Raw genomic sequence first — 26,799 nt, 5'->3', positions numbered from 1 at the left:
CGCGACCACACCCCCGGCACTCCGGCGCCGGGGCTTCACACGGTGCACAAACCCGCGGCGCCCCCGGCGAAAGAAGCCCGACCGCAGGCCCATCAGAACCCCCGGGCGCCGGCGACCCACACACCGCCCTGACAAGACCGCGTCCGGACAGCCGGACGCGGCGAGGTCTCCGGACGCAGCCCTCTTCAGCCAGGTCGTCACACCACGCGACGCACACCGCCGTCCTGCCTGCGCCGCTTTTCCCGCCCCATCCAACCGCTTCCCTCAGAGCAGGCCAGCCACTCGATCCAAGCAGCAGCGGGTGGCGGGGCGCGACAACGGGCAGAGCACCCGGTACGGCGACCGGTCCGTCTGGATCTTCGACGACACCACCCTCAAGGACCCGTTCGGCTTCCTGTCCAACAGCGGTGCGGCCACGAAGGACCTCGACGCGGGAGACGGCGAAGAACGGCGGCACGGACGGGGACGGTGCGGCCGGGGAGGCGGCGGGCGACGACGGTGCGGGCGCCTGGGCGGTCGCGGGCGGCCGGCACCTCCCGCCGCGGCTCATCCGGCTGCCGCCACACCGTCACGCCGATCACGAGCGCGAGCGCCAGGGCCGCGGCGCCGCCGGCCAGTGCGAAGGCCTTGAGCGCCCATCCACCGGTGGTCGCCTTCGGTGGGGGCACCGGGAGCGGCAGGCCGGCGAGGAGGCCCTCCGCCGCCGGGAGCCGGCGGGACCGATCCGTGCACTGTGGACAGTCGCGGACGTGCCGGGCGATCCGCTTGCGCCACAACGGGTCCGGCTCGCCGTCCCAGCCGGACACCACCTCGCGCAGCGCCGGGCAGCAGCCGGGCGACGCGTCCAGGGCGCGGACCACCGAGCGGGGCCACGTCGAGCTGCTCGCGCATCCGCTGCACCCGCACCCCGGCGTGCGCGGCCGGCAGGTCGAGGGCGTCGGCGACCTCGGCGCGGGTCAGGTGACCGCCGGCCTCCAGCCACCACAGCGACAGGACCGTGCGGTGCGCCGGGTCCAGCCAGCGGGCCGCCTCCGCGATCCCCCGCTGCTCGACGTCCAGGACCTGCCGCAGGACGGCGAGGCCGACGAAGTCCGCCGCCGGGTCGGCGGTGTCGGGCAGGCCGTCCGGCTGGTCCTCGCCGCGGGTCAGCCTGGCCCGGCGGGCCTCCGCGCGGGCGTCGGCGAGCTGCCGCAGGGCGATCGTCACCACCCACGACCGGAAGCGCCCGGCCTGCCGTACCGTCGAAACCCCCGTCACGACACGGACCATCGCGTCCTGGACGATGTCGTCGACGTCGAGGTCCCGGTCGGCGCCGCGGCCGACGACGGAGTGGACCAGCGGCAGGTAGCGCGCGGCGAGGGCCTCCACGGCGGCCCGGTCACCGTCGCGGGCCGCCGCCACGAGGACCTCGTCGGACTGTGCCGCTGTCGTTCCCGTCTGTTCGTTCACCCTCAGGCGGACCCCTTCGGTCTCGTGTCACAACACTTTTCCGGGCTTGACGGGGCGGTGCGGCGGGACTTACGGTCCTGACCACAACCGCATATCGCGCTGCACGACCCGCGACGGGAGAGTCCTCGGTCAGTCCGAGGCGCCGAAGGAGCAATGTTCTCCCCAGAATCTCTCAGGCATCGGTACCGCCGTGGTCAGGCGACTCTGGAAAGTCAGGACGATCCGTGTCCTGCGCCCACGGTGCAAACCGTCCCGCTCGTCGCGGGCGGCGAAGCTCTCAGGCTCCGATGACAGAGCGGGGAGGTCACCCAGCAGGGGTGCCGTCCGCGACGGCATCCGGACCCAGGGAGCCTCCGTGACACCGCTCTTCGACGTGCACCGCGATCTCGGCGCCACCTTCACCTCCTTCGCCGGCTGGCGCATGCCGCTGCGCTACCAGGGGGACCTCGCCGAGCACCACGCGGTGCGCCGCGCCGCCGGGTTGTTCGACCTGTCGCACATGGGCCAGCTCGAGGTCACCGGCGCCGAGGCGGACCGGTTCCTCGACTACGCGCTCGTCGGCAGGCTGTCGGCGATCGAGGTCGGGCGCGCCCGGTACACGATGCTGTGCCACGACACCGGCGGGGTCCTCGACGACCTCGTCGTCTACCGCCTCGCGGACCGGCGCTACCTGGTGGTCGCGAACGCCGCCAACACCGCCGTCGTCTTCGCGATGCTCCGCGAGCACGCCGACGGTTTCCACGTCACCGTCCGCGACACGTCCGCCGACTGGGCGCTGATCGCCGTGCAGGGGCCTTCGGCGGCGTCGATCCTCGACCCGGGGCCGCTGCGGTACTACGCGATCCGCCCCTTCTCCGTCGCCGGGCGGGACGTGCTGCTGGCGCGGACCGGGTACACCGGCGAGGACGGCTTCGAGGTCTACTGCCGCCCCGGTGACGCCGTCGCCGTGTGGCGGGCGCTGCTCGACCGCGGCCCGACGCCGGCGGGGCTGGCCTGCCGCGACACGCTGCGCCTCGAGGCGGGGATGGCGCTGTACGGGCACGAGCTGTCCGTCCGGCGGACCCCGTTGCAGGCCGGCCTCGCCCGCCTCGTCGACTTCTCCAAACGCGACTTCGTCGGTGCCGCCGCCCTGCGCCGCCAGCGCGACTCGGCGCCGGTCGAGGTCCTGGCCGGCCTCGTCACCGGTTCCCGGCGGGCGCCGCGGGCCGGTTACCAGGTGCTCGACCCGGCGACCGGCGCGGTCGCCGGCACCGTCACCAGCGGCGCGCTGTCGCCGACCCTCGGCCATCCCGTCGCGATGGCATACGTGCCGCCCGCCCTCGCCGAGCCCGGCACCCGGCTCGCCGTCGACGTCCGCGGCGCCAGCGTCGACGCCACAGTCGTGCAACTGCCCTTCTACGTCGCTCCGCCGAAGTGAACGTCATGTCGTCGAACCAGCCGGAAAAGAGCGCCATGTCCGCGATCCCGTCGCACCTGTCCTACACGCGTGACCACGAGTGGTTCTCCGACGGCGTCGTCGGCATCACCGCGTTCGCCGCGTCCGCGCTCGGCGACATCGTCTACGTGCAGCTGCCCGAGGTCGGCACGCTGGTCACCGCCGGCGAGCCGTGCGGGGAGATCGAGTCGACGAAGTCCGTCAGCGACCTCGTCGCGCCCGCCGACGGCGTCGTCGTCTCGGTCAACCCGCTCATCGCCACCGAGCCGGGAGCGGTCAACGACGACCCGTACCGGCGCGGCTGGCTCTTCACGCTCCGCCTCACGGGCGCCGCCCCCGAGCTGCTCGACGCCGCCGCCTACGCCGCCCTGGTCGGGTGAGCCCGGTGGCGCTGAGCGCGTTCGACCTGTACTCCGTCGGCATCGGCCCGTCGTCGTCGCACACCGTCGGCCCGATGCGCGCCGCCCGCCGCTTCGCGTCGACGCTGGACGGGCTGCCGGTCGCCCGGGTGCGGGCGGAGCTGTTCGGTTCGCTCGGCGCCACCGGCCACGGCCACGGCTCCGCGAAGGCCGTCGTCCTCGGCCTGCTCGGGGAGGACCCGGCGACCGTCGACACCGACACCGCCGACGAACGCGTCGACGACGTCCGCCGCACCGGCCTGCTCCGCCTCGCCACCGGCCGTGCCGTCACGTTCTCCGTCGACGACGACGTCGTCCTACACCGGCGCAAGTCGCTGCCCGAGCACCCGAACGGCATGCGGTTCGCCGCCCACTCCGCCGACGGCGCGCCGCTGCTCGAACGCACGTACTTCTCCGTCGGCGGCGGCTTCGTGGTCGGCGACACCGGCATCGTGCCCGACACCACGCGGCTGCCGCACCCGTTCGCGACCGGCGGCGAGCTGCTGGCCCTGTGCGCTTCGCTGGACCTGCCGGTGAGCGCCGTCATGTACGCCAACGAACGCGCCTGGCGCCCCGACGCCGAGACCCGGGCCGGGCTGCTGCATCTGTGGTCCGTCATGCAGGCGTGCGTCGACCGGGGCTGCTCCCGCGACGGCGTCCTGCCCGGCGGGCTGCGCGTGCCGCGGCGGGCGCCGGCACTGTACCGCGACCTGAAGGCCTCCGCCGACGGCGCCGACCCGCTGAAGGTCCTCGACTGGGTGAACCTCTACGCCCTCGCCGTCAACGAGGAGAACGCCTCCGGTGGCCGCATCGTCACCGCCCCGACCAACGGCGCCGCCGGCATCATCCCCGCCGTCCTGCACTACTACACGCGCTTCGTCCCCGGCGCCACCGACGACGGCGTCGCCCGCTTCCTCCTCACCGCCGCCGCCATCGGCATCCTCATCAAGGGCAACGCCTCCATCTCCGGCGCGGAGGTGGGCTGCCAGGGCGAGGTGGGCTCGGCGTGCGCGATGGCCGCCGCCGGCCTGTGCGAGGTCCTCGGCGGCACCCCCGCCCAGGTGGAGAACGCGGCCGAGATCGGCCTGGAGCACAACCTGGGCCTCACCTGCGACCCGGTGGGCGGCCTCGTCCAGATCCCCTGCATCGAACGCAACGCCATCGCCAGCGTGAAGGCCATCAACGCCGCCCGCCTCGCCCTGAACGGCGACGGCAGCCACAAGGTCACCCTCGACAAGGCGATCCGCACCATGCGCGACACCGGCCGCGACATGTCGGTGAAGTACAAGGAAACCGCCCGCGGCGGCCTGGCCGTCACCGTCATCGAGTGCTGAGCTGGAATTCCCCCCACCGCTGACGCGGCGGGGCCCGGCGGGGATTCTCACCCGCACCCCAATGCGCCGCGAGCGGCGCACAGCCCGCGCGGCGCGCGTGGCTGGAATTGCGCGTGCGCGCACCATCCCGGCCCCTCCTCGTGTTCTCGCCTGTCGTTGCCCTCGTTCTGCCTGCACCTCTTTCGCTCTGTCCTTGCCCCTCGCGCTGCCTACGCATCCTCCCTCTGTCCTTGCCCCTCGCCCCGCCTTGCCCGCTCGCCCCGCTACGCGTCCCCGCCCCGCCGCCCCAACTGTTCGGGCTGGCGCGCCGCGCAACCCTCCCACCGACGTTGGTCAATGCCCTGAATAGCCCCTGTCGCGATCGACGCTGCGCGATCCGCCCCGGTTTCAGGGATCGCTTGAGGAGTGGATCGCGCAACGTCTATTGGATTGATGCCGCGATGCCGCGAACCATGGCATTGACCAACGTCTGTGCGGGCGCGCAACGAAGAGCGATGCAGCGCAGAGAGGTGCGTGACCCAGAGCGGGGCGGGCCGCGGGGCAGCGGGAGCGTTCGGCCGCTGTGGAATGACAGGCGTCGCGAGGGCGATGAACTCCGGGCTCCGTGGGAGCGGCGAACATCGCGGGTTCCGTGATCCGGTGGAGTTTGTGCGCCCATGACGGGCGGCGTCGCGCGGTTGGTGCGGGTCCCCGCCGGTGCGTGGAGGGCCACGCGCGGTGGCGTCGACGTTGGCGGTCCCGTCGGTGCACGGAGAGTCGCGCATGGGCGATCGGAGACCTGTCCATTCACGGTGATCCATGGCCCGGGTATCATGTGGGTGGGAGCCGCACAGCGCCGCGGACAGCATCTGAGCTGCGCCGCAGGCGTCGCCATGCATGCAACTCGCATCGACGTGACGGAGTTCCCAGTGCAACTTTCAGCCCGTATGAGACCGTTCGCCATCGGCGCGGTCGCCACCCTGGCCGCCGCGGTGGCCGCGGTCGTCGTCGCGCAGAGTCCCGCCGCCGCGCACGGCTCGGTCACCGACCCGCCGTCGCGCAACTACGGCTGCTGGGCCAGGTGGGGCAGCGACTTCCAGAACCCGAACATGTCCCAGACCGACCCGATGTGCGCCCAGGCCTGGCAGACCAACCCGGACACGATGTGGAACTGGAACGGCCTCTACCGCGAGGGCGTCGCCGGCAACCACCAGGCCGCCATCCCCGACGGTCAGCTGTGCAGCGGTGGGCGTACGCAGAACGGCCGGTACGCCTCCATGGACACCGTCGGGGCGTGGGTCGCCGCGACGAAGCCGAACAACTTCACGCTGACCCTCACCGACGCCGCCCAGCACGGCGCCGACTACCTGCGCATCTACATCACCAAGCAGGGGTTCGACCCGACCACGCAGCCGCTGACGTGGGCGAGCCTCGAGCTGGTCAACAGCACCGGACGGTACGCGCCGGCGCCGCAGTACCAGGCGCAGGTCAACGCCGGGAGCCGGACCGGCCGGCACGTCATGTACACGATCTGGCAGGCCAGCCACCTGGACCAGTCGTACTACTTCTGCAGTGACGTGATCTTCACCGGTGGGCCCGGGCCTTCGAACAGCGCGTCGCCGTCGCGGTCGCCCTCCACGTCGCCGTCGGCCTCGCGGTCGCCGTCGACGTCACCGTCGGCGTCGGTCTCGGTGCCGCCGGGCGGCTGCTCGGCGAGCTACGCCAAGACCAGCGAGTGGAGCGGCGGCTTCGGCGCCAACGTGACCGTCACCGCCGGCGCGGCCGGGACCAACGGCTGGACGGTCCGCCTGACCTGGGCCAACGGCCAGACGATCACCTCGTTCTGGAACGCGGCGATCACGTCCAGCGGGGCCGTCTCGACGGCCACGAACGTGAGCTACAACGGCAAGCTGGGCGCCGGGCAGTCCACGAGCTTCGGCTTCAACGGCTCCTGGAACAGCACCAACTCGGCGCCGGCGGTGACCTGCACCGCCACCTGACCCCGCGCCTTGCCTCGCACACAACTTTCAAGATAGCTTTCACGAAAGCTTTTCTCGGAGGTGTACGTGCATCGTCAGGTGCTCATTCAGAACGCTCACGTCGTGCCCGGCAACGGTCCGGAGTTGCCGGGCACCGACGTCCTCTGCACCGGCGGCGTGATCACGGCCGTCGGTCCTTCGCTGGCCGCCCAGGCCGATCCGTCGTGTGAGGTCATCGACGCGACGGGGCTCACCGTGACCGCGGGGTTCGTCGACGCGCACCGGCACGTGTGGCAGGCGCCGCTGCGCGGCTCCGGCGCCGACATGCCCATGTCCCGGTACTTCGTGGACGTGCTCGGCGCGGCTCTGGCCGCGATGTCCCCCGCCGACGCCGGCCGGGCGACGCTCCTCGGCGCCCGCGCGGCGCTCAACGCGGGCGTCACCACGGTCTTCGACTACAGCAACGCGACCCACTCCCCCGAGCACACCGACGCGGTGGTCGAGGCGTTCGAGACGTCCGGCATCCGCGCCGTGGTCGGGTTCTGCGACCCCGCCTCGCTCGGGCGCGCCACCGGCCGGGTCACGGGCGCGCTGTCGATCCTCGGCCCCGAGTACGGCGACTGGGACACCGCCGCCGCCGAGGTCAGGCGGGGCCGGGACCTCGGCGTGATGGTCGCGGCGCACGTCGCCGGCCCGTGCGTGCGGCGGCTGCACGACGAAGGGCTGCTCGGCCCGCACCTGCAGCTCGTGCACCTCAACGCGGTCACCGCCGACGACGCAAAGCTGCTCGCCGGGTCGGGCACGGCCGTCGTGGTGACGCCGACCGTGGAGGCGGTGATGGGGCACGGCGGGTCCGCGTACGGGCGGCTGGCCTCCGCGGGTGCGCGGCCGGCGTTCGGGGCCGACGTCGTCATCAACAACCCGCCGGACCTGTTCGAGCCGCTGCGGGACACGCTGCGCACGGCCCGGCTGGCGACGGGTTCCGCGTCGGTGCCGCCGGCCGGGGACCTGCTGCTCGCGGCGACACTCGACGGCGCCAGGGCCGTGGGTCTCGCCGGCGTCGTCGGTACCGTCGAAGCGGGCGGACGCGCCGACCTGCTCCTCCTGGACGGCCTCGGCCACCTGCCCGGCGACCGGGCGGGCGCGGTCGTCTCGTGCGTGACCGCGTCGGACGTGCGCACGGTGCTGGTGGACGGCCGCGTGGTGAAGCGGGACTTCACCCTGCTGGTCTGACGTGCGTCTCTGACGTGCGTCTCTGACGTGCGTCGGGGGCGGGACGCGTGTGCGTCCCGCCCCCTGTTTCGCGGGTGGATCAGAAGTTGTCGGCGGTGCGGATCCGGCCGCGGAGGAAGGCGCCGGAGGTGGTCAGCTGGTTCGGGTTCGTCCAGCTGCCCGCCGAGCAGGTGCCCGGCTTGAACGCGGCGCTGCTCTCGTTCGCGTCCGAGTACGTCCAGTTCGCGTAGCTGATCTTCTTCGAGTCGAGCAGGTCGAGCCACGCGGTGCTGCTGTTGAGGTCGACGTTGCCGCCGCCGGTGTAGGTGACCGTGCCGAACTCGGTCACGAAGAGCGGCAGCCGGCCGGCCGCCCGGGACACCACGTTGCGGTAGTTGTCCAGGTGCGACGCGGCGTAGAAGTGGAACGTGTACATGATGTTCTGCGCGTTCACCGGGTTGGCGACGATCTCGTTCTCGTCGGTGCCGTCGGACACGCCGAGCGACGACCAGCCGCGGGTGCCGACGATCACGACCGCGTCGGGGTCGGCCGCCCGGATGACCGGGATGACCTGCTCCGCGTAGGACTTGATCCCCTGCCACGACACGTTGTTGGGCTCGTTGGCGATCTCGTAGATGACGTTCTTCTTGTTCGCGTTGCGCTGCGCGACCGAGGCGAAGAACGTCTTGGCCCGGTCCAGGTTGTAGTTCGGGTCACCCGGCGTCAGCGTGTGGAAGTCGATGATCGCGTACATGCCCTTGGACTCGGCCAGGTCGACGTACTGGTTGACCTGGTTGGTGAACCCGGCCGGGTTCGTCTCGTAGCCCTGCTCCTGCACGTACATCGCGATCCGCAGCAGGTCGGCCTTCCAGTCGTCGGCAAGCGCGGCCACGGACGCGTTGGTGACGCAGGAGGCGAACCACTGGATGCCGTGGGTGCTCATGCCCCGCAGCTGGATCGCCTTGTTGTTCTGGTTGCAGAGGTTGACGCCGCAGACGTGCAGCTGCCCGTTGGCCGCGAGCGGCGTGCCACCCTGCGGCGGCGTGCTCGGGCTGGTGCTCACCGACGGGCTGCTCGACGGCGACTTCGACGGCGTCGGGCTGTTCGTGACCCCGCCGGTGCAGGTCACGCCGTTGAGCGTGAACGTCGCCGGCGTCGGGTTGGCGGCGGTCCACGTACCGTTGAAGCCGATGCTCGTCGACGCGCCGGTCGCCAGGCTGCCGTTGTAGTCCAGGCTGCGGGCGGTGACCGCGGTGCCGCTCTGGCTGAACGTCGCCGACCAGCCCTGCCCGACCTTCTGCCCCGCGTCGGGGAACGCGAAGCCGAGCGTCCAGCCGTTCACGGCGTCGCCGAGGTTGGTGATCGTGATGTTGCCGGTGAACCCGCCCGGCCACTGGTTCACCGTGTACGCGACACGGCAGCCGCTGGCCGCGGACGCGTTGACGGCGGGCAGGACGATGATCCCGGTGACCGCGAGGGCGGTGGCGGCGCCCACCGCGAGGAGTCCACGTTTGTGCAAGACCTTCATGACCGGCGATCCTGGGTGCTCCTTCCGGGTGACGCCAGTTACACCGATGTCCCGGGACACCCCTGACCTGGTCCTTTTCCCAGCTCAGCGCCCTTGGCTCCGGGCTTGTCGGCACCACGACGGTCGTGAAACGTTCATGCCCGCTACCGTTGAGGCGTGAGCGGACTGCAGCGGTTTGAGAAGCGTCTCGAGGGCCTGGTCGAGGGCGCCTTCGCCAAGGTGTTCAAAGGCGTCGTCCACCCGGTGGAGATCCTCAACGCGATGCAGACCGAGGCGAACGCCGGGAAGACCAGCATCCCCGGCGGCCGCATCCTGGTCCCGAACCGCTACGTGATCGTCCTGTCCCCCGCCGACCACGAGCGCCTGGCCGCGTACGCCGCCGCCCTCGCCCGCGAGCTCGCCCAGTCGCAGGCCGAGTACATCGGCGAGCAGGGCTGGGCCGTCTACGGCGACATCCTCGTCGAGGTGTCCCGCGGCGAGAACCTGGAGACCGGCCTCTTCCGCGTCGACGCCCAGGTCTACACCGGCGCGGACCAGCGCACCCGCCGCGGCCCCGACAGCGGCGTCCGCCTCGTCACCGACGACGGCTTCGCCCACGCCGTCCAGCGCGGCAGCACCGTCATCGGCCGCGGCGACCAGGCCGACCTGCGCCTCGCCGACACGGGCGCCTCCCGCCAGCACGCCCGCCTCGACTTCGACGGCAACCGGCTCACCCTGACCGACCTGGGCTCCGCCAACGGCTCCCGCGTCAACGGCCAGAAGGTCACCACCGCCACCGTCAACCCCGGCGACGAGATCGTCATCGGCACGACCCGCCTCTCCGTCCGCGTCGAGCACCCTCCGTCCTGACCAGCTCCTTTCACCTCCCGTCATTGATCCATCACACGACACGCCGACGATTTGCAGCGTGGTGCTAGGGTCGCTGACAAGAGGAACGCCCCGGCGCCGCCCCACCCCTCGTCGATTCGGGTTGGCGGCTTCCCGCAGCCACGGCGGAGCTCACCGGAGCCTGCCTGTGACGCGCGCGCCTGTCTCGCGCGGTGACACGCGCACCTGCCCCCGCGCGCCTGGCCCGCGCCTGGCCCGCGCCTGGCCCGCGCCTGGCCCGCCAACGCGCGCATCGTGGGTGCGCGGCACGACGCGTCACGGCTGCGTGGCACGACGGGATGGTGGTGCGCGACGCGATGCGTCGCGGGTGCGCGGCACGACGGGATCGTGGTGCGCGGCACGACCGGGGGCGTGGGTGCGTGGCGTGGGCGTGGGTGCGTGGCGCGACGCGGGCCTGGGCGGGTCGAGGGGCGTGGGTGTGTGGCGCAACGCGGGCGTGGGGCGTGGGTGTGTGGCGCAACGCGGGCGTGGGGCGTGGGTGCGTGGCGCGACGCGGGCGTGGGTGCGTGGGTGCGTGGCGCGGGCGTGGGTGCGTGGCGCGACGCGGGCGTGGGTGCGTGGGTGCGTGGCGCGGGCGTGGGTGCGTGGCGCGACGCGGGCGTGGGGCGTGGGTGCGGTCGAGGTCGAGGAACTCGCGGAGGCGAACCTCCTCGACGGTCGTCGCCTGCAGTCCCACTCACCCAACGCTCACCGACCATGGCCTCCGCCCTCATCCACGCCCACAACCGCGTGATGAGGTCGCCGGAAACGGTGCGGAACCGCCGGTGACGGCGTCCGGGAGGGTGCCGAGCCGACGCGACGCGACGCGGGCCCGCATCTGTCGACGCGACGCGACGCGGGCCGCGCCTGAGGAGCACACAACGCAACGCGGGCCCGCCCCTGAGGACGGACCCGCGTCGATCTAGCGGATGATCAGCCGCCGTTGATGACGAACTGCGAGCCGGGCTCCTTGACGATGTTGCCGTCGGCGGAGTTGGTGATGGTCACGTTCGTCAGGTTGGCGTTGCCGCGCGCGCCGGACATGGCGAGGATGCCTGCGCCGTTGTTGGACTTGTCGATGCGCACGTTGGTGATCGCGACGTTCGGCATGTTGCCGCCGCCGTTCTTGAACTGGATGCCGTCGTACGTGGAGTCGAAGATGTCGGTGTCGCGGATGGTGACGCCGACGATGTCGAGCGACGACGGGAAGAGCGTGATCGCGCCGAACTCCTGGTCCTCGTTCCAGAAGACGCCGCCGCACCGGTAGAGGCCGTTGTTGGCGATGACCGTGGTGCCGCTGAAGGGCTGCGGGGAGTGGTCGGTCGCCAGCATGATGCCGGGGTAGTTCATGGTGTCGGAGACGAGGTTGTTCTCGATGCCGTTGCCGTAGCCGCCGTAGATGGCGATGCCGTTGGCGCGCCACGGCAGCTGGACGGTGTTGTTGGTGAAGTGGTTGTCGTGGGCGATGTCGACGGCCGCGTCCTTCACCCGCGGGTTGGCCCAGACGGCGAGCGAGTCGTCGCCGGTGGTACGGAACGAGGAGTTGAACACGCGGGAGTTCTTCGTGCCGTTGGAGAAGTTGATGCCGTCGGCGAACGTGTCGCGGATGCGCATCCCGGTGAACTCGAGGCCGTCGCCCGGGTTCCAGTAGGCGGGGGTGTCGCTGTAGTCGCGGCCGACCCACGCGCCGACGTTGACGTGCTCGATCCACACGTTGCTGATCTTCGTGTTCTTCCCGAACCGGCCGTTCAGCCCGTGACCGCGGTTGGCGCGGTTGGTCGTACCGCCGAAGATCGCGAGATCGGAGATCTGCGTGTTGTCGTCGATGTCGAAGCCGACGTTGCCCTCGTGGGGGTGGTTGATGTTGCCGACGACGTTCTGCGGCTCGGTGAGCGTGTAGAGCTGCGAGTGCCACATGCCGGCGCCGCGGATGGTGACGTTGCGGATGCCCTTCTGGTTGTACTGGCCGCGGGTCGGGTCGACGGACAGGATCTTCTGCTCCTGCCGCCACTGGCCGGCCGGGATCCAGACGCAGCTGATGACGCCGTTCATGTCGTCGTTGACGGCGCGCTGGATGGCGGCGGAGTCGTCGATGCCGTCGTTGGGGACCGCACCATACGTGGTGATCGACGTGCACCCGGCGGGCTGGCTGAGCGCCGGCGCGACCTGCTCCAGGTCGATCAGGTCGATGTAGTAGAAGGACGCGGTGTCACCGGCGTCGCGCTGCAGCTTGAACTTGGTGCCGGGCGGGTAGGACGACGCCAGCAGCGCGTGCGACTCGTCGAACAGGCGGCGGGCGTTGGCCTGCGGCGAGTTCGACAGCGACTCGGTGTCGTCCGTCGTGCCGTACAGCCAGCTGTACTTCGAGGACAGCGTGATCTTCTGGACGAAGACGTTGTTGGCGTACAGGCTGATCGTGTAGTCCTGACCGCCGCCGGAGGCGGAGTCCGGGACGGAGTTGCGCACGACGATCGAGTTCGCCTGGTTGGTCGAGGTGATCTCGACGTAGTTGCCCTGGCTGTTGAGGCGCACCGACGCGCGGCCCGAGGACTCGGTGCCGAAGTTGGTGTGCCCGAACGTGCGCAGCGAGTCGGCGGTCACCAGGGTGCCCTGGTAGGTGCCGGCCTCCGCCTCGTACGAGGTGTACGGCACCGCCGCGCCCCGCCCGACGACGATCGACTGCGTGAAGGTGTTGTTGCTCTCGTTGGTCTCGGTGAGCACGCCGGTGGCGTCGGCGGTCGCGGTGATGGTCGCGCCGCCGCTGGTCGCGGTCCAGGTGCCGCTGATCGCGACGTTGGCGGTGGCGCCGGCCGCGATCGAGCCCGTGGTGCCGTTGAGCGTGGTGCCGCCGACGGTGACGCGGGTGACCGTGTTGACGCCGGACGCGGTGGTACCGCGGTTGTTGACGGCGACGGTGAAGCTGACGGCCGCGCCGACCGCGGGGTTCGCCGGGTTCGACGACACGCTCAGCACCTGCAGGTCGGGGCCGGGTGCCTGGGCGACGACGAGCTGCGACGAGGCGGTGAACGCGTTGTTGGACTCGTTCTGCTCGGCGACCGTGTTCGCGGGGTCGACGGTCGCGGACACCGGGTAGCTGCCCATGGCGCGGGTGCCGGCGTTGACGGTGACGGTCGTGGACGCGCCGGCGGCGAGCGCACCGACGGCGGCGGTCCCGGCGGAGGCCCCGCCGACGTTGACGTTGACCGTGGTGGCGGCGGAAGCGGCGGTGCCGGCGTTGCGCACCGTCGCGGAGACCGTGACCGGGGTGACCTCGGTCGGGGCCGACGGCGACCACGTGAGGGCGGTGACGACGAGGTCCGGGTTCGGCGCCGGGGTGCCGATGACCTGGAGCTCGGCGACCTGGCCACCGGGAGCGCCGTTGTTGGTGAAGATCTGCAGCTGCAGGTCGGCGACGCGGCCGCTGACGGGGATCGACACCGTGTTCTGGTTGCCGGTCGGGCTGAAGCCGTAGTCGGCGCGGGCCTTCAGCGACGTGAACCCGGTCGCGGACTGCTCCCGGCCGAGGACCTGGATCGCCTGGGTGCGCGGGCCCCACGCGGTGTCGGGGTTGAGCTTCACGACGACCGAGCTGATGTCGGCGTTGGAGCCGAGCTTCACCGTCAGGATGCCGGGGAGGCCGTTGGACTCCCAGTAGGAGCCGACGTTGCCGTCGTTGGCGTTGGTCGCCACGAACGAGAACACCGAGGAGTTGGCCTCGATCGCCTTGCCCTGGGCCAGGTTCGTGCCGTTCGGCGGGGTGGTCCCGGTCCGGGTGACGTGGTTGCTCTCCGCCGACGTGTTACCCGCCGGGTCGGTCGCCTTCACGTAGTACTCGACCGTCGCCGTGTCCGGCTGCGTGTCGGTGTACACCAGGACGTTGCCGCCGACGGTCGCCCGCAGCGCGCCGTTGGCGAATACCTGGTAGCTGGCGATGCCCGCCGCCGAGGTCGACGCGGTCCACGTGAGCCGGATCTGGCCCGACGCGGGCTGGGTGTAGGCGAGGTTGCCGGGTGCGGTCGGCGGCTGGACGGTGCCCGCGGCGCCGTAGATCTCGAACTCCGACAGCTGCGCGGCGGGCCAGCCGGTGTTGGCGGAGACGGTGACCCGCACGTACCGGACGCTGGCCGCGGTGAAGTTGATGGTCACCACGTTCTGCGCGGACTGGTTGAACACCCGCCCGGCCGACGCCGACAGGTCGTTGAACGCGGTGCCGTTGACGCTGCCCTGCACGGCCAGGGTCTGCGTGCGGGTGCCCCAGTTCGAGGGCAGCTTCAGCACCACCTGGTCGATGGCCGTGTTGGCGCCCAGGTCGACCTGGATCCACTGCGGGAACACGTTGTTGGTGCTCTCCCAGTACGACCCGGCGTTGTTGTCGTTGACGTTGCCGGTGCCGTACGGGCCGTTGGAGCTGCTGGCCTGCACGGACTTGCCGAGGGCGAGGTTGGGCCCGCCGGCGGCCTGCGCGGCCGGGGGCATCGTGGCGGCGATGACCGCGGTCGCCAGGACCGCGGCAAAGAGCCGCCACCTGGTCTTTCGAGTTCTCATGACGTCTTGGCCTCTCGGGGCGGGGGGCGCGACGCACCGAGCCCGCGGGAGGACGTCCAGCGGGCTGTCGGAGCTTGTCTGGTCGCGGCGGCGGGGACGGACGGTGAGGTGTACGGAGCAGGCGGTGGCGGTCGACTGCTACGCGGCTTGCACAGCGGCACACAAAATCTTGACGGGTTATGCAAATTTCTTGCGTCGCTGGGCATCCAAGATTTCAGATGGCTGACGGTTCGTCAACATGCGCGACCCGGGTTCGTTGACAAGGCATTGATAGGAGTGTTTATTGTTAACCACTTTGCCTAATCCCCATCCCCCGCTTCCGCAAGGGACACCCCCATGAAGAGACCCACCCTCGCCGGCGCCGCCCTCCTGGTGGCGACCACCGCGGCCGTCGCCGTGACGCTCGGCGGTACCGACGCCAACGCCGCCACCGCGGGACCCATCACGGGACTCGGCGGCAAGTGCGTCGACGTGGCCGCGGCCAGCCCCGCCAACGGCACCGCGGTCCAGCTCTACGACTGCAACGGCACCGCCGCCCAGACCTGGACCGTCGACGGCACGACCGTCAAGGCGCTCGGCAAGTGCCTCGACGTGACCGCCGCGTCGACCACGAACGGCGCGCTCATCCAGCTGTACGACTGCAACGGCACCGGGGCGCAGCAGTGGACCGCCTCCAACGGCACCCTGGTCAACACCGGCTCCGGCAAGTGTCTCGACGCGACCGGGCAGAGCTCGGCGAACGGCACCCGGCTGCAGATCTGGACGTGCACCGGCGCCGCCAACCAGACGTGGACCCTGCCCCGCGGCACCGTGCCGCCGCCCTCCGGCGGCCTGAACCCCGCGGTCGCGCCCGGCGGCAACTTCGACCTGTCGATCTGGCAGCTGCAGCTGCCCGTCGGCTCCCCAGGCGCGCCCACGACCATCCCGTCGTCGCAGCTGCGCGGCCCGAACGGGTACACGAACCCGGCGTACTTCTTCACCGACAAGAACGACGGCTCGATGACCTTCTGGGCCCCGGAGAAGGGCGTCACCACCCCGAACTCCAACTACGCCCGCTCCGAGCTGCGCGAGATGAACGCGAACGGCACCGCCGCGGATTGGCGCCTCGCCGGGTCACACCGCATGAGCGCGACCCTGCGCATCCCGAACGTGACGAAGAACGTCTGCGTCGGCCAGGTCCACCTCGGCACCGGCGGCCCGTCGACGAAGCCGCTGCTGGAGCTGTACTACCGCCCCAACGGCGACATCTACCTCGGCACCGAGAACTCCCCCGACGGCGGCCAGACCCTGCACCTCGTCGGCAACGTCCCGCTCGGCGTCAAGTGGTCCTACGTCATCGCCATCTCCGGCGGCAACCGGATCAACCTGACCGTCAACGCCAGCACCACCAGCTACCCGATCCCGTCGTCGTTCAACCAGTACGGCATGTACTTCAAGGCCGGCTCCTACAACCAGTCCTCCTCCGACAGCACCACCAACGGCGCGAAGGTCAAGTTCTACGCCCTGACCGTCTCACACGCCTGATCTGTCGGCGTGCCGCAACGGCCGAGGGCCGGCCTCCCCGTTCGGGAGACCGGCCCTCGGTGTGCTGTGTGGGTCCTGCTGCTCTCAGATGGTGATCAGGGGTAGCTGATCACGTTGGACGGGGTCACCGCCGACGGGAGGGCGGGGGCGCCCGTGTCGTTGATGACGTGGGTGATGGAGCCCTTGCCCAGGGACACGGTCATGATGTTGTGGAACTTCACGTTCGGGGTGTTGGGCACTTCGAACGAGTGGTAGGCGGCGATCGACGAGTCCGTGGTGAACACGCAGTAGCTGCCCATGCCCCAGCCCTCGTGGCTGGTGACGTTGTTGCCGACCTTGTAGGCGGCGTAGCCGACGATCCCGTCGTGGGACCAGGCGGCGGCCGACGGCGGGTCGTACGGCAGCTCGTTCTGGAAGAAGATCGTGCGGCCGCCGTTGCCGTTCCAGACCACGTTGTACTTGTTGAAGTGCTCGACGAACAGGCCGTAGGCGAGGACGTTCTGGCCGTTGACGATGAGGCCGTTGTCCGACGGGTTGGAGGTCCAGCCCGCGCCGTCGCCGTGGTCCGCGCGCCACGCCCAGATGTGGTCGATGATCGTGTTGTTGTTGTTGACGATCAGGGCCGCGCTCGCCTTGGCCGCGCCCGCGCCGCCGACGCGCAGGAACACGTCGGAGATGAGGTTCGGGGCGGTGGCGTGGTTGCCGCTGGCGCCGTTCGGGCCGACCTGCAGCAGCGCCGGGGAGTTCGTCGGGCCGGCGTCGAAGAGCAGGCTGGCGATCTTGACCCCGTCGACGTCGCCGATGGCCATCGGCAGGGCGCCGTTGTCCGCGACGATCGTGGCGTACCCGAGGCCGAGGACCACGGTGTTGGCGCGGTTGATGTTGACGGTGCTGTTCAGGTGGTACACGCCGGGGGTGAAGAGCAGGTTGAGGCCCTGCGCGACGGCGGCGTTGAGGGTCGCGGCCGTGACGCCCGGCTTGGCGACGTAGAACTGGGTCAGCGCGAGCGAGGTGCCCGGGGTCTGGCCGTTGATCCAGGTGGCGCCGCTGCTGTTGGTGCGCAGCGACGGCACGAACACCCGGTACGCGCCGGAGGCGTCCATGTACAGGTACGGCTTCTCCTGCGTGATCGGGCTCTGGTTGATCGTGGTGTACGGCGGGTTCGGGAAGCTGTTCGCCGGGGCGCCCTGCACGCCGGAGAACACCATGTTCCAGACCGAGCCGTTCCAGCTGCCGATCGTGCTGTCACGGGTGAACCACTGCTGCTGCGAGCAGGGGTTGATGTTGCCCGTGACGCGGGAGTCGGCGATGTAGCCGCCGGACGCCCAGCCGCAGTTCGGCGACGCGAGGGTCATGCCGCCGTGGATGTCCATGCGGCGGAACGGGGCGGCCTGCGCGACGGCCCACCGGTCGATGCCGTTGACCGGGTACACGGACAGGTTCTCCGCCGAACGCCAGAAGTTCTGCGTCGCGTTGCCCCCGAACCAGCCGGCGTCGACGGTGATGTCACCGTTGATCCGGACGTCCTGCGGGTTCTGGCCGAGGCCGTTGATCGAGGTGTAGAAACCGATCTGGGCGTTGAGGCCGCTGTACGTGCCGGGCTTGAACAGGAACTGGATGCGGCCGGGACCGAACTGCGCGGTCTCCTGCTGCGTGAAGACCTGGTCGAGCTTCGCCTGGATCGTCGCGCTGGACTGCGACGGGTCGAAGACGATCACGTTGGCGCCGAGGTCGCCGCCGCCCTGGATCGGGCCGGTGGACGTCGACGGGGTCGTCGACGGGGACGGGGACGTCGGCTGCGACGGCGTGTTCGACGTCGGGCCGGTGCCGGTCCGGACGATGAACTCCCAGATCGAGTAGCCGTAGCCGGTCGCGCGGGCGGTGCCGTACACCCGGACGAAGCGACCGGTGCCGGTCACGTCGAGGGTCTGGATGCCGCCGGTGCCGCCGGTCACGGTCTTGATCGTGGTGTACGTGTTGCCGTCCGGCGACGTCTGGATCTGGAAGTCCTTGCCGTACGCGGCCTCCCAGTTGATCGTCACCTGGCAGATCGACTGGCTGCTGCCGAGGTCGACGGCCAGCCACTGCGGGTCGCTGAACTGGCTGGACCAGCGGGTGCCGGTGTTGCCGTCCACGGCCGCGCCGGCGGCGTTGGCGCCCGCGTTCTCGGCGCTCGACGCCGTGGCGGGCTTGCCCTGCGCGGCGTTGGCCGTCGTGTTGCAGGTGCCGGGGTTGGTGCCGCCGAACGATCCGTAGACCTGGAACTCCCACAGCGAGTAGCCGTAGCCGGTGGCGCGGGCGGTGCCGTACATCCGCACGTACCGGCCGGAGCCGGTGACGTCGTAGGTCTGCGCGCCGCCGGTCGCCCCGGTCACCGACTTGATGTCGGTCCAGGTGTTGCCGTCCGGTGAGGTCTGCAGCTTGAACGCCGTCGCGTACGCGGTCTCCCAGTACAGCTTGATCTGCGTGATCGTCGCGGTCTGCCCCAGGTCGACACGCAGCCACTGCGGGTCGGACGCGGCCGACGACCAGCGGGTGCCGGTCGTGTTGCCGTCGAACGCGGCGGAGGCGGGGGTGCCGCCGTTCTCGTCGGACGACGACAGCGCGGTCTTGCCTTGCGAGAGGAGGGTGTCGGCCGCGGAGGCCGTCAAGGTCGTGGTCACCGCGTACGTCGCCAGCATGAGCATGGCGGCGGCGGACGCGATGATCAGATTCCGGCGGCGGCGGCGCGCCGGTCGTGCGGCGGTCAGCATCAATTGCTCCCGGTTTCAGGGCGGGCGGCAGCCGGCAGCGCCACCGTAGGGGTACGGTGGTGCTCGGTCCGGCCATCCGGGGGGTGTGTCACTCCGGCACCGTGAACGGCGGCTCCGGAGTCGGGGTGGGAGAGCGCTCTCCAAGGACGAGGGTTGCCCGATCGGGCGGCCCTGTCAAGAGGCCAGCCGCTCCGCGCCGCACTTATTTTTCGATCCGTACGAAGCGTGACGCCCTCCGACCTGCCTCTTCCCCTCCCGCCCGCTGCGCCGATCACTGGAGAGCGCTCTCTCGTGACTGCCGGTGACCTTTCATGCCCGCTCGCAGCGCCCGTGCCGGCTCACTACGTTCCGCACGGGGCTCATTCCTCGCCGTAATCACGATTTGCAGGCATGCGTTACGGTGTTGAAGAAGGAACGCCGCCACCGAGAACCTCCGGCCGTCCTCCGCCATGGGGTGGTCGCAGCAGCTTGCAGCAAGGCCTCCCCCGCACCACCAGCCGCCCGGTCGCCCGCAACGCCCGCGCCCGCGACGCCCGCGCGACCACGCGCGCGCGACATCGCGACCCCGCGGTCAAGTCGGGCCCACGGCTAGGTCGGGCTCACGCCCGCGGTCGGGTCACGCCCGCGGTCGGGTCACGCCCGCGGTCGGGTCAGGCCCGCGGTCGGGTCGGGCTCACGGTCGGGTCAGGCCCGCGGTCAGGTCGGCGGCTCGGGAGGGTTGCGGAGTGGTCGGGCCAGCAGCCCGGGAGAGCTCCGGATCGATGGCGCGGAGACTTCCGGCAGGCGCCGGGATGTTCCGCGGGTCGGCGGCCCTGGAAGGGCGTCGAGCCAGCAGCCTGAGCTGTGGCCTCGATCAGCGGCTCGGGTGACTTCAGGCCGGGCTTGAGCGACTTCAGGCCGGCCCAGTTGGCTCGCACTCTGCGCACGGGTGACTTCCTCTGCGCACGGGTGACTTCGAGGCAGTGACCTGGGTGGTTTCAGGCCGGCGGCTCGGGTGACAGCGGCAGCGGGCAGGCTGGCCGGACTCGAGCAGGCGCGGCAGTTTCCAGACGCGGGTGGGGCTCGGGGGTCTCCGGACACGGGCGAGGCCGGCAGTTCCGGACACGGGCGGGCGCGGCAGGTGCCAGGCCGGGCTCGGGCGGTTCAGGCCCGCGCCCGAGTGGCTTCGGTGGCCCGTCTGGTCGCCGCAACGGGCGTGCCCCTCGCTCGCCGCACGGGCTCGACTGCCGGCGCGAGGCCCCTGCGTCAGTGGCTCGAGAGGCGGAGGTCGCCGACCGCGGTGACGGCTGGGCCCGAGCCGAGTGTGAACCCGAGGTGCCGTAGGCGCGCCACCTGGCCAGGGTCGCTGACGCCACTGATCACCGTCTCTACGCCCGTTGCAGCGACCAGTCGGGCAACGGCGTCGACGAGGGCATCGCGGCGGCGGTCGAGGTCGTCCACGGAGAAGGGGCTACCCGGAGAAAAGGGGTGATCTGCTCGAAAGGGAGCATCAGCGACGAAGCGGCCGTCCGCGGAGAAGGGAGTGTCTGTGGAAAAGCGGCCGTCTGCGGGAAAGGGGGCATTCGCAGCGAAGCGGCCGTCCGCGGGGAAAGGGGCGTTCGCGGAGAAGTGGCCGTCCGGGGACGGGGAGAAGGGGGCGGTCGCGGGGACTGGGCCGGCAGTCGGGAACAGGGCGGCGTCCAGCACCAGGCGTGTGAACGGCAGCGACACCAGCAGGTCGAGGCGGGCGTGTGCGGTGCCGGTGTGGTCCAGGGCCAGGCCGACGCCGATCGCGCGGAGCTCCTGCAGCGCGCCGCGCACCCCCGTACCCTCGCCGGTGTCTTCGCCCGCGAGAGCGGCCGGCACGGCCAGGGTGAGGCTGGCGGGGGCGACGGACGCGGCGGCCAGGATGCCGGCGACGTCGTGCGGGAAGCCGGGGGCGAGCAGCGCCGAGCGGCTCACGTCGACGGTGAACGGGCGGCCCGGGGGTGTCACGCGGCACGCCTCGGTGAGCAGCCAGCGGACGAGGGGCACGGTCAGGTCGGCGACGTCGACGGAGGGCCAGCGGGCGCTGAGGCGGCGTTCGACCTCGGCGCCGTCGGTGAGGCGGGCGATCGGCTCGTGGGTGAGCTCGACGCGGCCCGCGTTGATCGCGGCGCGGAGCTCGTCGGCGCGCTGGGCCGGGGTGGCGAGCAGACCTGCCAGCGACGGGCTGTACCGGGCGAACCGTCCCTTGCCGGCCTGTTTCGCGGCGTACATGGCGATGTCCGCGTGGCGGAGCAGCAGCTGGGGGTCGTCGGAAGCGGGGCGCTGCGCGACGCCGACGCTGGCGTTCACGGTCAGCAGGTGGCCGTGTGTCGTGACGGGGTTGGCGAGCTCGGCCAGGATCCGTTCGGCGACCTCACCGGCGGCGGCCTCGTCGGCGAGTGGCAGCAGGACCGCGAACTCGTCGCCGCCGAGGCGGGCCACGAGGTCGCCGGGGCGCACGGCGGCGCGCAGCCGGCGGCCGACCTCGACGAGCAGGCCGTCGCCGACGTGGTGGCCGAGGGTGTCGTTGACGGTCTTGAAGTCGTCGAGGTCGACCAGGATCGCGGCGCCGTGGAAGGCCGCGTCGAGGGTGTCGTTGAACAGGGCCCGGTTCGGCAGGCCGGTGAGCGCGTCGTGGGTCGCCTGCTCGTGCAGGAGCCGCTGGTGCTCGCGGACCGTGCCGAGCAGCGCGTCGTTGTCCCGGAAGGCGAGCAGCTGCCGCAGCACGACGGTGGCGGTCGCGGCGACCGCGCCGGCGAGGACGGGGCCGTCGCCGCTGTTCGCGACGAGCAGCAGGTAGACGCCGACGACCGCGAAGTAGGGCAGGATGCTGTACGGGCGGCGCCGCCGGCGCACCACGGTCGCCGGCCGGACGCGGCGCAGCTGCACGACCCCGGCGAGGCCGACCATCGTGCCCTCGGCGGTGGTGATGATGTCGGAGACGCCGGCGAGCCGGTCGTTCTGCAGCACGGGCACGAGCGCGGACCCGACCGCGCCGAGCACGACGACGCCGGCGAGGGACTGCAGCGCGAGCATGTCGACGGCGTCGGTGCCGACGAGGATGAGCTTCACGACGGCGAGGACGGCGAGCAGGCACAGCAGGCTCAGCACCAGCAGCCCCAGGGCGCGTGGCAGGTCGGCGCGGGCGTCGGAGATCGGCTCGAGCACGAACTGCCACAGGAACGTCGCCGAGCACACCAGGACGGTCGCGGCGTCGAGGCCGAGGCGCAGCCAGTCGCCGCGACTTCGGCTGCGGGTCGGCAGCCGGAGCAGCCCCCACAGCACCAGCAGCAGCGCGATGCTGAGCAGCAGCACGGCGCCGGTGAGGACGGGGCCGGACTTGCGGCCGCCGAGGCTCGCCTCGGTCAGGGGTTTCGTGGCGGGCGCGATGAGCAGCGCGGCGATGCCCATGAGCCGCCAGAAGCGCCGGCCGGCGGGGGCGAGCCGGTCGAGCCGGGACGCCTGGAACAGGAACCAGGAGGCGACGGCGAGGGACAGCGCCCCGGGCAGCCACCCGAGGATCGTCAAGCCGTTGAGGCCGAGCCCGCGGGCGACGGCCCAGCCGAGGGCGACGGCGAAGAGCGGGGCGTAGAACAGCAGCAGCCGACGGACACCGTCGGCCAGCGTGTCAGCGCGCCGCTCCGGCTCGTCCAACGCCTGACCTCACCGCCTCGTCCTGTGCCGGTGTTTCCCGGCCGACGTCTTGTTCGGCCGGAGTGGTGCCGAGCTGAGCGGTATCGCGTGCGGACAGGGTAGCGGTCCGTCACCGCTCACGTCGACCGAGGATCTGCCGATGACGGGGGTATGAATCTCCGACGGCTCGCGCCGCCGAAGCAGCTGGGCGAGCGGATCCGCTGGCTCTTCGTGAGCTTCGGAGTCTTCAATCTCGTCACCGTGCTGCCCCGGGTGCTGGGCCACGGCACGGGGCCGGTCACGGCGCGGGTCGCCGCCGCGGTGGCCGCGGTCGCGCTCGCCGGGTGGTGGTTGCGCCGGTACCGGCTGGGCACGTTCCCCGCGTGGATGATCCCGTTCGAGGCCCTCGCCCTGCTCGCGATCGGTCTCGGCATGCGGGACTGGGTGGCGACGCTGGGGCTGCTGTTCGTGTTCGTGTCGTTCCGCGGCCTGTACGGCACGTGGCGGCACGTGCTCGCGTTCACGGTGCTCGTCTTCGCCGCCGCGGTCGCCGGGGTGGCGTTGACGGAGCCGTCGCACGTCGCGCAGTTCCTCCAGCAGGCGCCCGGGGTGCCGCCGCTCGCGCTGTTCACGGCGGCGGTCGCGGAGTCGACCCGGCGCCAGGAGCGGGCCGCGGCCCGGGAGCGGGTGTTCGCCCGGCTCGGCTCGACGCTCGCGACCACGCAGGACCGGGAGACGATCCTGCGGCTGAGCGCGGAGGCGGCGGTCGAGCTGCTCGACGGCATCCCCGGCGGGTGGGCCGTCACCGTCGTCGACGACCTCGTGGTGTCCGCCGCCGGTCCTGTACCGGTGGAGCTCCTGACCGGCCCGGTGCCGCCGGCGGCGGAGGGCGGCGGCGTCCGGATCCCGCTGCGCTCCGACAAGCAGCACTTCGGTGACCTCCTGGTCGGCAACGGGTCCGCCGAGGTGCGCCCGTCGCTCGCGACCCTCGCCGCGCAGACGTCCCTCGGCCTGGTCAACGCCGAGCACGCCGCCGACCTGCACTATCAGGCGTTCCACGACAATCTCACGGGGCTGGCGAACCGGTCGCTGCTGCGCGAGCACCTCGGCCACGCCCTCGTCCGGGCCCGCCGGGGCGGCCCGGTGGCGGTGCTGCTCATCGACCTGGACGGGTTCAAGCAGGTCAACGACACCTACGGGCACGCCGCCGGGGACCAGCTCCTGGTCGCGGTCGCGCAGCGGCTCCGGGACGGCATCCGCGGCGCCGACACGGCCGCCCGGCTCGGCGGCGACGAGTTCGCGGTGGTGCTGGACGGCATGGACGCCGCCGGCGACGCCGTGAACGTCGCCGGCCGGCTCCTCGCGGCGATCCAGGAGCCGGTCCCGAACGCGGTGCTGGGAGCGACCGGCAGCGCCGGGGCGCAGCTGCTGCCGCAGGCGAGCATCGGGGTCGCGGGCCGGCGCGGGCACGCCGGGATCGACGAGCTGCTGCACGACGCGGACGTCGCGATGTACGCGGCGAAGACCGCCGGCAAGGGGCGCGTCACGCACCTCGATGAGACCGGCACGGTGCGGCTCGCGGCGGCCCTGACCTCCTGAGATCCCGGGCCGGAGATCCGCACATATTGACCTAAGTGATAGTGAGGACGACACTGGCTACAAACCTGTGACATCGATGTCACGATGTCACGAACCGGCCGCCACCGGGAGTAGTCATGAGACGTTCCATCCATCCGCACCGCCTCCTGCTCGCCGCCGCCGCACTCGTGCTGGTCGCGGCGGGGCTCGGAGCCCACACCGCGGTCGCCAGCGCCGGCGAAACCGCGACGTTCAAGATGCCCGCCGACGACCCCGCCCGGGGTCTCGTCTACGGCGGGTTCAAGGCGGGCACCGGCCGCTGCGCCGGCCTGCTCGAGGTCAAGGCCGTGCCGGGCGCCTGCACGCACGGCCCTGACGCGCCGTTCCAGGGCCTCGACGTGTCCAAGTCGGTGCCGCCGCTGACGGGGCTCGCGGTCAACCCGCTCAGCGTCGTCTGCGACGGCGACGGCGTGTCCGGCAACCGCGTGCAGGTCCTGTACGTGCGCGGCTCCGGCAACGCCGACCGCTACAACCAGTACCTCGCGTCGATCCGCACCTGGTCCTCCCAGGTCGACGACATCTACAGCGCCTCCGCCGCGCAGACCGGCGGGACCCGGCACGTCCGGTTCGTCACCGACAGCAGCTGCAACATCACGGTCACGAACGTCGCGATCGCCAACAGCGCGCTCAGCGACTTCGGCAACTCGGTCAACGCGATCAAGGCCCTCGGCTTCAACCGCACCGACCGCAAGTACCTCATGTACGTGGACGCCACCGCGCTGTGCGGCGTCGCGTACGTCACCCTCGACGACCGGCCGGGGCAGGACAACGCCAACAACTCCGGCGCCTCGTTCAGCCGGGTCGACTCGGGCTGCTGGTCGGCGGGTCCGGCCGCGCACGAGCTGACCCACGCGATGGGCGCGGTGATGAGCTCGTCGCCGAACCACACCGCGTACGGCCACTGCACCGACGACTACGACATCATGTGCTACAACGACGGCCCCGGCACGGTCATGCGGATCGTCTGCACCGACCAGGCCCAGGACAACCGTCTGGACTGCAACAAGAACGACTACTTCAACACCAACCCGCCCGCCGGGTCCTACCTGGCGACGCACTGGAACACCGCCAACAACCGCTTCCTGATCTCCAGTGGCGGAGGCGGCGGCGGTACGGGCGGGCCGCTCACCCTCACCGGCGTGGGCAAGTGCGTGGACGTCAACGCCGGCGCCACCGCCAACGGCACCAAGGTCCAGATCTGGACGTGCAACGGCACCGCCGCCCAGAAGTGGACCCTGCCCGGCGACGGGACCGTCCGCGCGCTGGGCAAGTGCCTCGACGTCAGCGCCAGCGGCACCGCCAACGGCACCAAGGTCCAGCTGTGGGACTGCAACGGCACCGGGGCGCAGCAGTGGACGTACGTGTCCGCCAGCCAGGCGCTGCGCAACCCGCAGTCGGGACGCTGCCTGGACGACCCGTCGGGCAGTACCACCGACGGAACCCAGATGCAGATCTGGGACTGCAACGGGACCAACGCGCAGCGGGTGACGCTGCCGTAGGGGCGCCGTGACAAGACGGACCCGCCGGGAATGTTTCCCCCCTCCCGGCGGGTCCTGCTTGTGTACTGACGGACGGAATTCGTCAGCCCGAGTGCGGGCAGGTGTCGCGGTACTCCTCGATCGCCGACCCGGACGGCTTGGGGCACAGGAACTGCTCGTAGCGGGTGTCGTTGTCGACGAACCGCTTGAGCCAGGAGATGCTGTACTTCGCGACCGTCACGTTGCTGGACGTGGGCGCCGAGTGCGAGGCGTTGTTGAGCTCCAGGTACGCCTTGTCGAGGCTCGCCGGCAGGCTCGTGTAGAACGGCTCGGCGTGCGAGGCGACCGGCGCGACGCTGTCGTTCTCGGCGCCGATGATGAGCGTCGGGACCTGCACCGTGGACCAGGTCTTCGTGGTGTTCCAGGGTGTGAGCGGGATGGCGGCCTGCAGCGCGGGCCGGGTCGTGGCCGCGGCGAGGCTGCCACCGCCACCCATGGAGTGGCCCATGACGCCGAGCCGGCTCGCGTCGATGCGCGTGCGCACGGAGCTGCTGCCGGTCAGGTAGTCCAGCGCGGCGAGCAGCTGGCGGCCGCGACTGGCCGGCTGGTCCAGGGTGGACAGGGTGTCGATGGTGATGATGACGAAGCCCTGCGAGGCGAGGCGCGGGCCGAGCCAGGCGACGCTGGACTGCGACGCGGTGTAGCCGGGTGAGATCGCGACGGCGCCGAAGGTACCGGCGGTCGTGCTGGTCGGGTAGTAGATGGTGCCGCCGCCGAACCCGGTGACGCTGCCGCGCGCCACCGTGGTCTGGCCGATGGCGAACGACCCGCGGGTGGCCTCGATGGAGGCGACGGTGGGTGCGGGGCCGCGCTCGTACGGGTTGGCCGCGAGCGCGGGCGTGACCTGGCCGCCGCCGAACGTCACGGCGAGCGCCGCGACGACGACCAGGGCGAGCCGTCTGAGGTGGTGCATGGCGGGCTCCTCATATTGGCATCGATAAATGCCAGGCCAGTCTGGAGCCACTCCGCTACCGGCGGGTA

At 71.4% G+C, this 26,799-nt stretch carries 15 protein-coding genes and 1 riboswitch; of the genes, 9 read left to right on the top strand and 6 right to left on the bottom strand.

The genetic code is table 11. From position 1 onward, the window contains the following. Nucleotides 1-546: 546 nt before the first annotated feature. Nucleotides 547-1,449 (bottom strand): sigma-70 family RNA polymerase sigma factor, encoded by a 903-nt coding sequence (locus AB0I21_RS22315; RefSeq protein WP_360563756.1) that lies wholly within the window; start codon nucleotides 1,447-1,449, stop codon nucleotides 547-549. A gap of 104 nt (nucleotides 1,450-1,553) precedes the next feature. After that, nucleotides 1,554-1,647, top strand: a riboswitch (glycine riboswitch). A 157-nt stretch (nucleotides 1,648-1,804) separates the two neighbouring features. On the opposite strand from AB0I21_RS22315, the gene gcvT reads away from it, so the two are divergent. The 5 genes from gcvT (at nucleotide 1,805) to AB0I21_RS22290 (ending at nucleotide 7,807) form a co-directional block, all read left to right on the top strand. Next, on the top strand, nucleotides 1,805-2,866 hold the full coding sequence (gene gcvT / locus AB0I21_RS22310) for a glycine cleavage system aminomethyltransferase GcvT (RefSeq protein WP_360563755.1): 1,062 nt from the start codon (nucleotides 1,805-1,807) through the stop codon (nucleotides 2,864-2,866). Nucleotides 2,867-2,871: 5 nt separating this feature from the next. Beyond that, nucleotides 2,872-3,264 (top strand): glycine cleavage system H protein, encoded by a 393-nt coding sequence (locus AB0I21_RS22305; protein ID WP_360563753.1) that lies wholly within the window; start codon nucleotides 2,872-2,874, stop codon nucleotides 3,262-3,264. 5 nt (nucleotides 3,265-3,269) lie between these two features. Next, entirely contained in the window at nucleotides 3,270-4,616 is a 1,347-nt protein-coding gene (locus AB0I21_RS22300; RefSeq protein WP_360563752.1) for an L-serine ammonia-lyase, read from the top strand. Between the two features lie 926 nt (nucleotides 4,617-5,542). Beyond that, nucleotides 5,543-6,595: a lytic polysaccharide monooxygenase gene (locus AB0I21_RS22295; RefSeq protein WP_360563751.1), complete on the top strand. Its 1,053-nt coding sequence runs from the start codon at nucleotides 5,543-5,545 to the stop codon at nucleotides 6,593-6,595. A gap of 102 nt (nucleotides 6,596-6,697) precedes the next feature. After that, nucleotides 6,698-7,807: an amidohydrolase family protein gene (locus AB0I21_RS22290; RefSeq protein ID WP_360563749.1), complete on the top strand. Its 1,110-nt coding sequence runs from the start codon at nucleotides 6,698-6,700 to the stop codon at nucleotides 7,805-7,807. Nucleotides 7,808-7,886: 79 nt separating this feature from the next. Here AB0I21_RS22290 and AB0I21_RS22285 read toward each other — a convergent pair whose 3' ends face one another. After that, nucleotides 7,887-9,314, bottom strand: coding sequence for a cellulase family glycosylhydrolase (locus AB0I21_RS22285; protein ID WP_360563747.1), 1,428 nt, complete (start codon nucleotides 9,312-9,314; stop codon nucleotides 7,887-7,889). Nucleotides 9,315-9,470: 156 nt separating this feature from the next. Here AB0I21_RS22285 and AB0I21_RS22280 point away from each other — a divergent pair, with 156 nt between their 5' ends. Further along, nucleotides 9,471-10,163, top strand: coding sequence for a DUF3662 and FHA domain-containing protein (locus tag AB0I21_RS22280; RefSeq protein WP_360563745.1), 693 nt, complete (start codon nucleotides 9,471-9,473; stop codon nucleotides 10,161-10,163). 951 nt (nucleotides 10,164-11,114) lie between these two features. On the opposite strand, the gene AB0I21_RS22275 is transcribed toward AB0I21_RS22280, so the two are convergent. Continuing rightward, complete coding sequence (locus AB0I21_RS22275) at nucleotides 11,115-14,726, bottom strand: CARDB domain-containing protein (RefSeq protein ID WP_360563744.1); 3,612 nt, start codon at nucleotides 14,724-14,726, stop codon at nucleotides 11,115-11,117. A gap of 336 nt (nucleotides 14,727-15,062) precedes the next feature. On the opposite strand from AB0I21_RS22275, the gene AB0I21_RS22270 reads away from it, so the two are divergent. Further along, nucleotides 15,063-16,250, top strand: coding sequence for a polysaccharide lyase family 7 protein (locus AB0I21_RS22270; RefSeq protein WP_360563742.1), 1,188 nt, complete (start codon nucleotides 15,063-15,065; stop codon nucleotides 16,248-16,250). A 95-nt stretch (nucleotides 16,251-16,345) separates the two neighbouring features. On the opposite strand, the gene AB0I21_RS22265 is transcribed toward AB0I21_RS22270, so the two are convergent. Both AB0I21_RS22265 and AB0I21_RS22260 read right to left on the bottom strand, forming a co-directional pair. Further along, nucleotides 16,346-19,003 (bottom strand): discoidin domain-containing protein, encoded by a 2,658-nt coding sequence (locus AB0I21_RS22265; protein ID WP_360563740.1) that lies wholly within the window; start codon nucleotides 19,001-19,003, stop codon nucleotides 16,346-16,348. 1,245 nt (nucleotides 19,004-20,248) lie between these two features. Beyond that, nucleotides 20,249-22,663, bottom strand: coding sequence for a diguanylate cyclase (locus tag AB0I21_RS22260; protein ID WP_360563738.1), 2,415 nt, complete (start codon nucleotides 22,661-22,663; stop codon nucleotides 20,249-20,251). A gap of 150 nt (nucleotides 22,664-22,813) precedes the next feature. Between AB0I21_RS22260 and AB0I21_RS22255 the strand changes: the two genes are divergently transcribed. Together AB0I21_RS22255 and AB0I21_RS22250 are read left to right on the top strand one after the other, a co-directional pair. After that, nucleotides 22,814-24,241, top strand: a complete 1,428-nt coding sequence (locus AB0I21_RS22255) for a GGDEF domain-containing protein (protein WP_360563736.1) — start codon at nucleotides 22,814-22,816, stop codon at nucleotides 24,239-24,241. A 116-nt stretch (nucleotides 24,242-24,357) separates the two neighbouring features. After that, nucleotides 24,358-25,779, top strand: a complete 1,422-nt coding sequence (locus AB0I21_RS22250) for a ricin-type beta-trefoil lectin domain protein (RefSeq protein ID WP_360563734.1) — start codon at nucleotides 24,358-24,360, stop codon at nucleotides 25,777-25,779. An 82-nt stretch (nucleotides 25,780-25,861) separates the two neighbouring features. Here the strand turns inward: AB0I21_RS22250 and AB0I21_RS22245 are convergent, their stop codons facing one another. After that, entirely contained in the window at nucleotides 25,862-26,731 is an 870-nt protein-coding gene (locus AB0I21_RS22245) for an alpha/beta hydrolase (protein ID WP_360563732.1), read from the bottom strand. Nucleotides 26,732-26,799: the final 68 nt, after the last annotated feature.

Source organism: Dactylosporangium sp. NPDC050588, assembly GCF_040654975.1.
Lineage (GTDB): Bacteria > Actinomycetota > Actinomycetes > Mycobacteriales > Micromonosporaceae > Dactylosporangium > Dactylosporangium maewongense.
The sequence above is the reverse complement of the archived record's forward strand: the minus strand, read 5'-3'. Positions and strand labels throughout refer to the sequence as shown.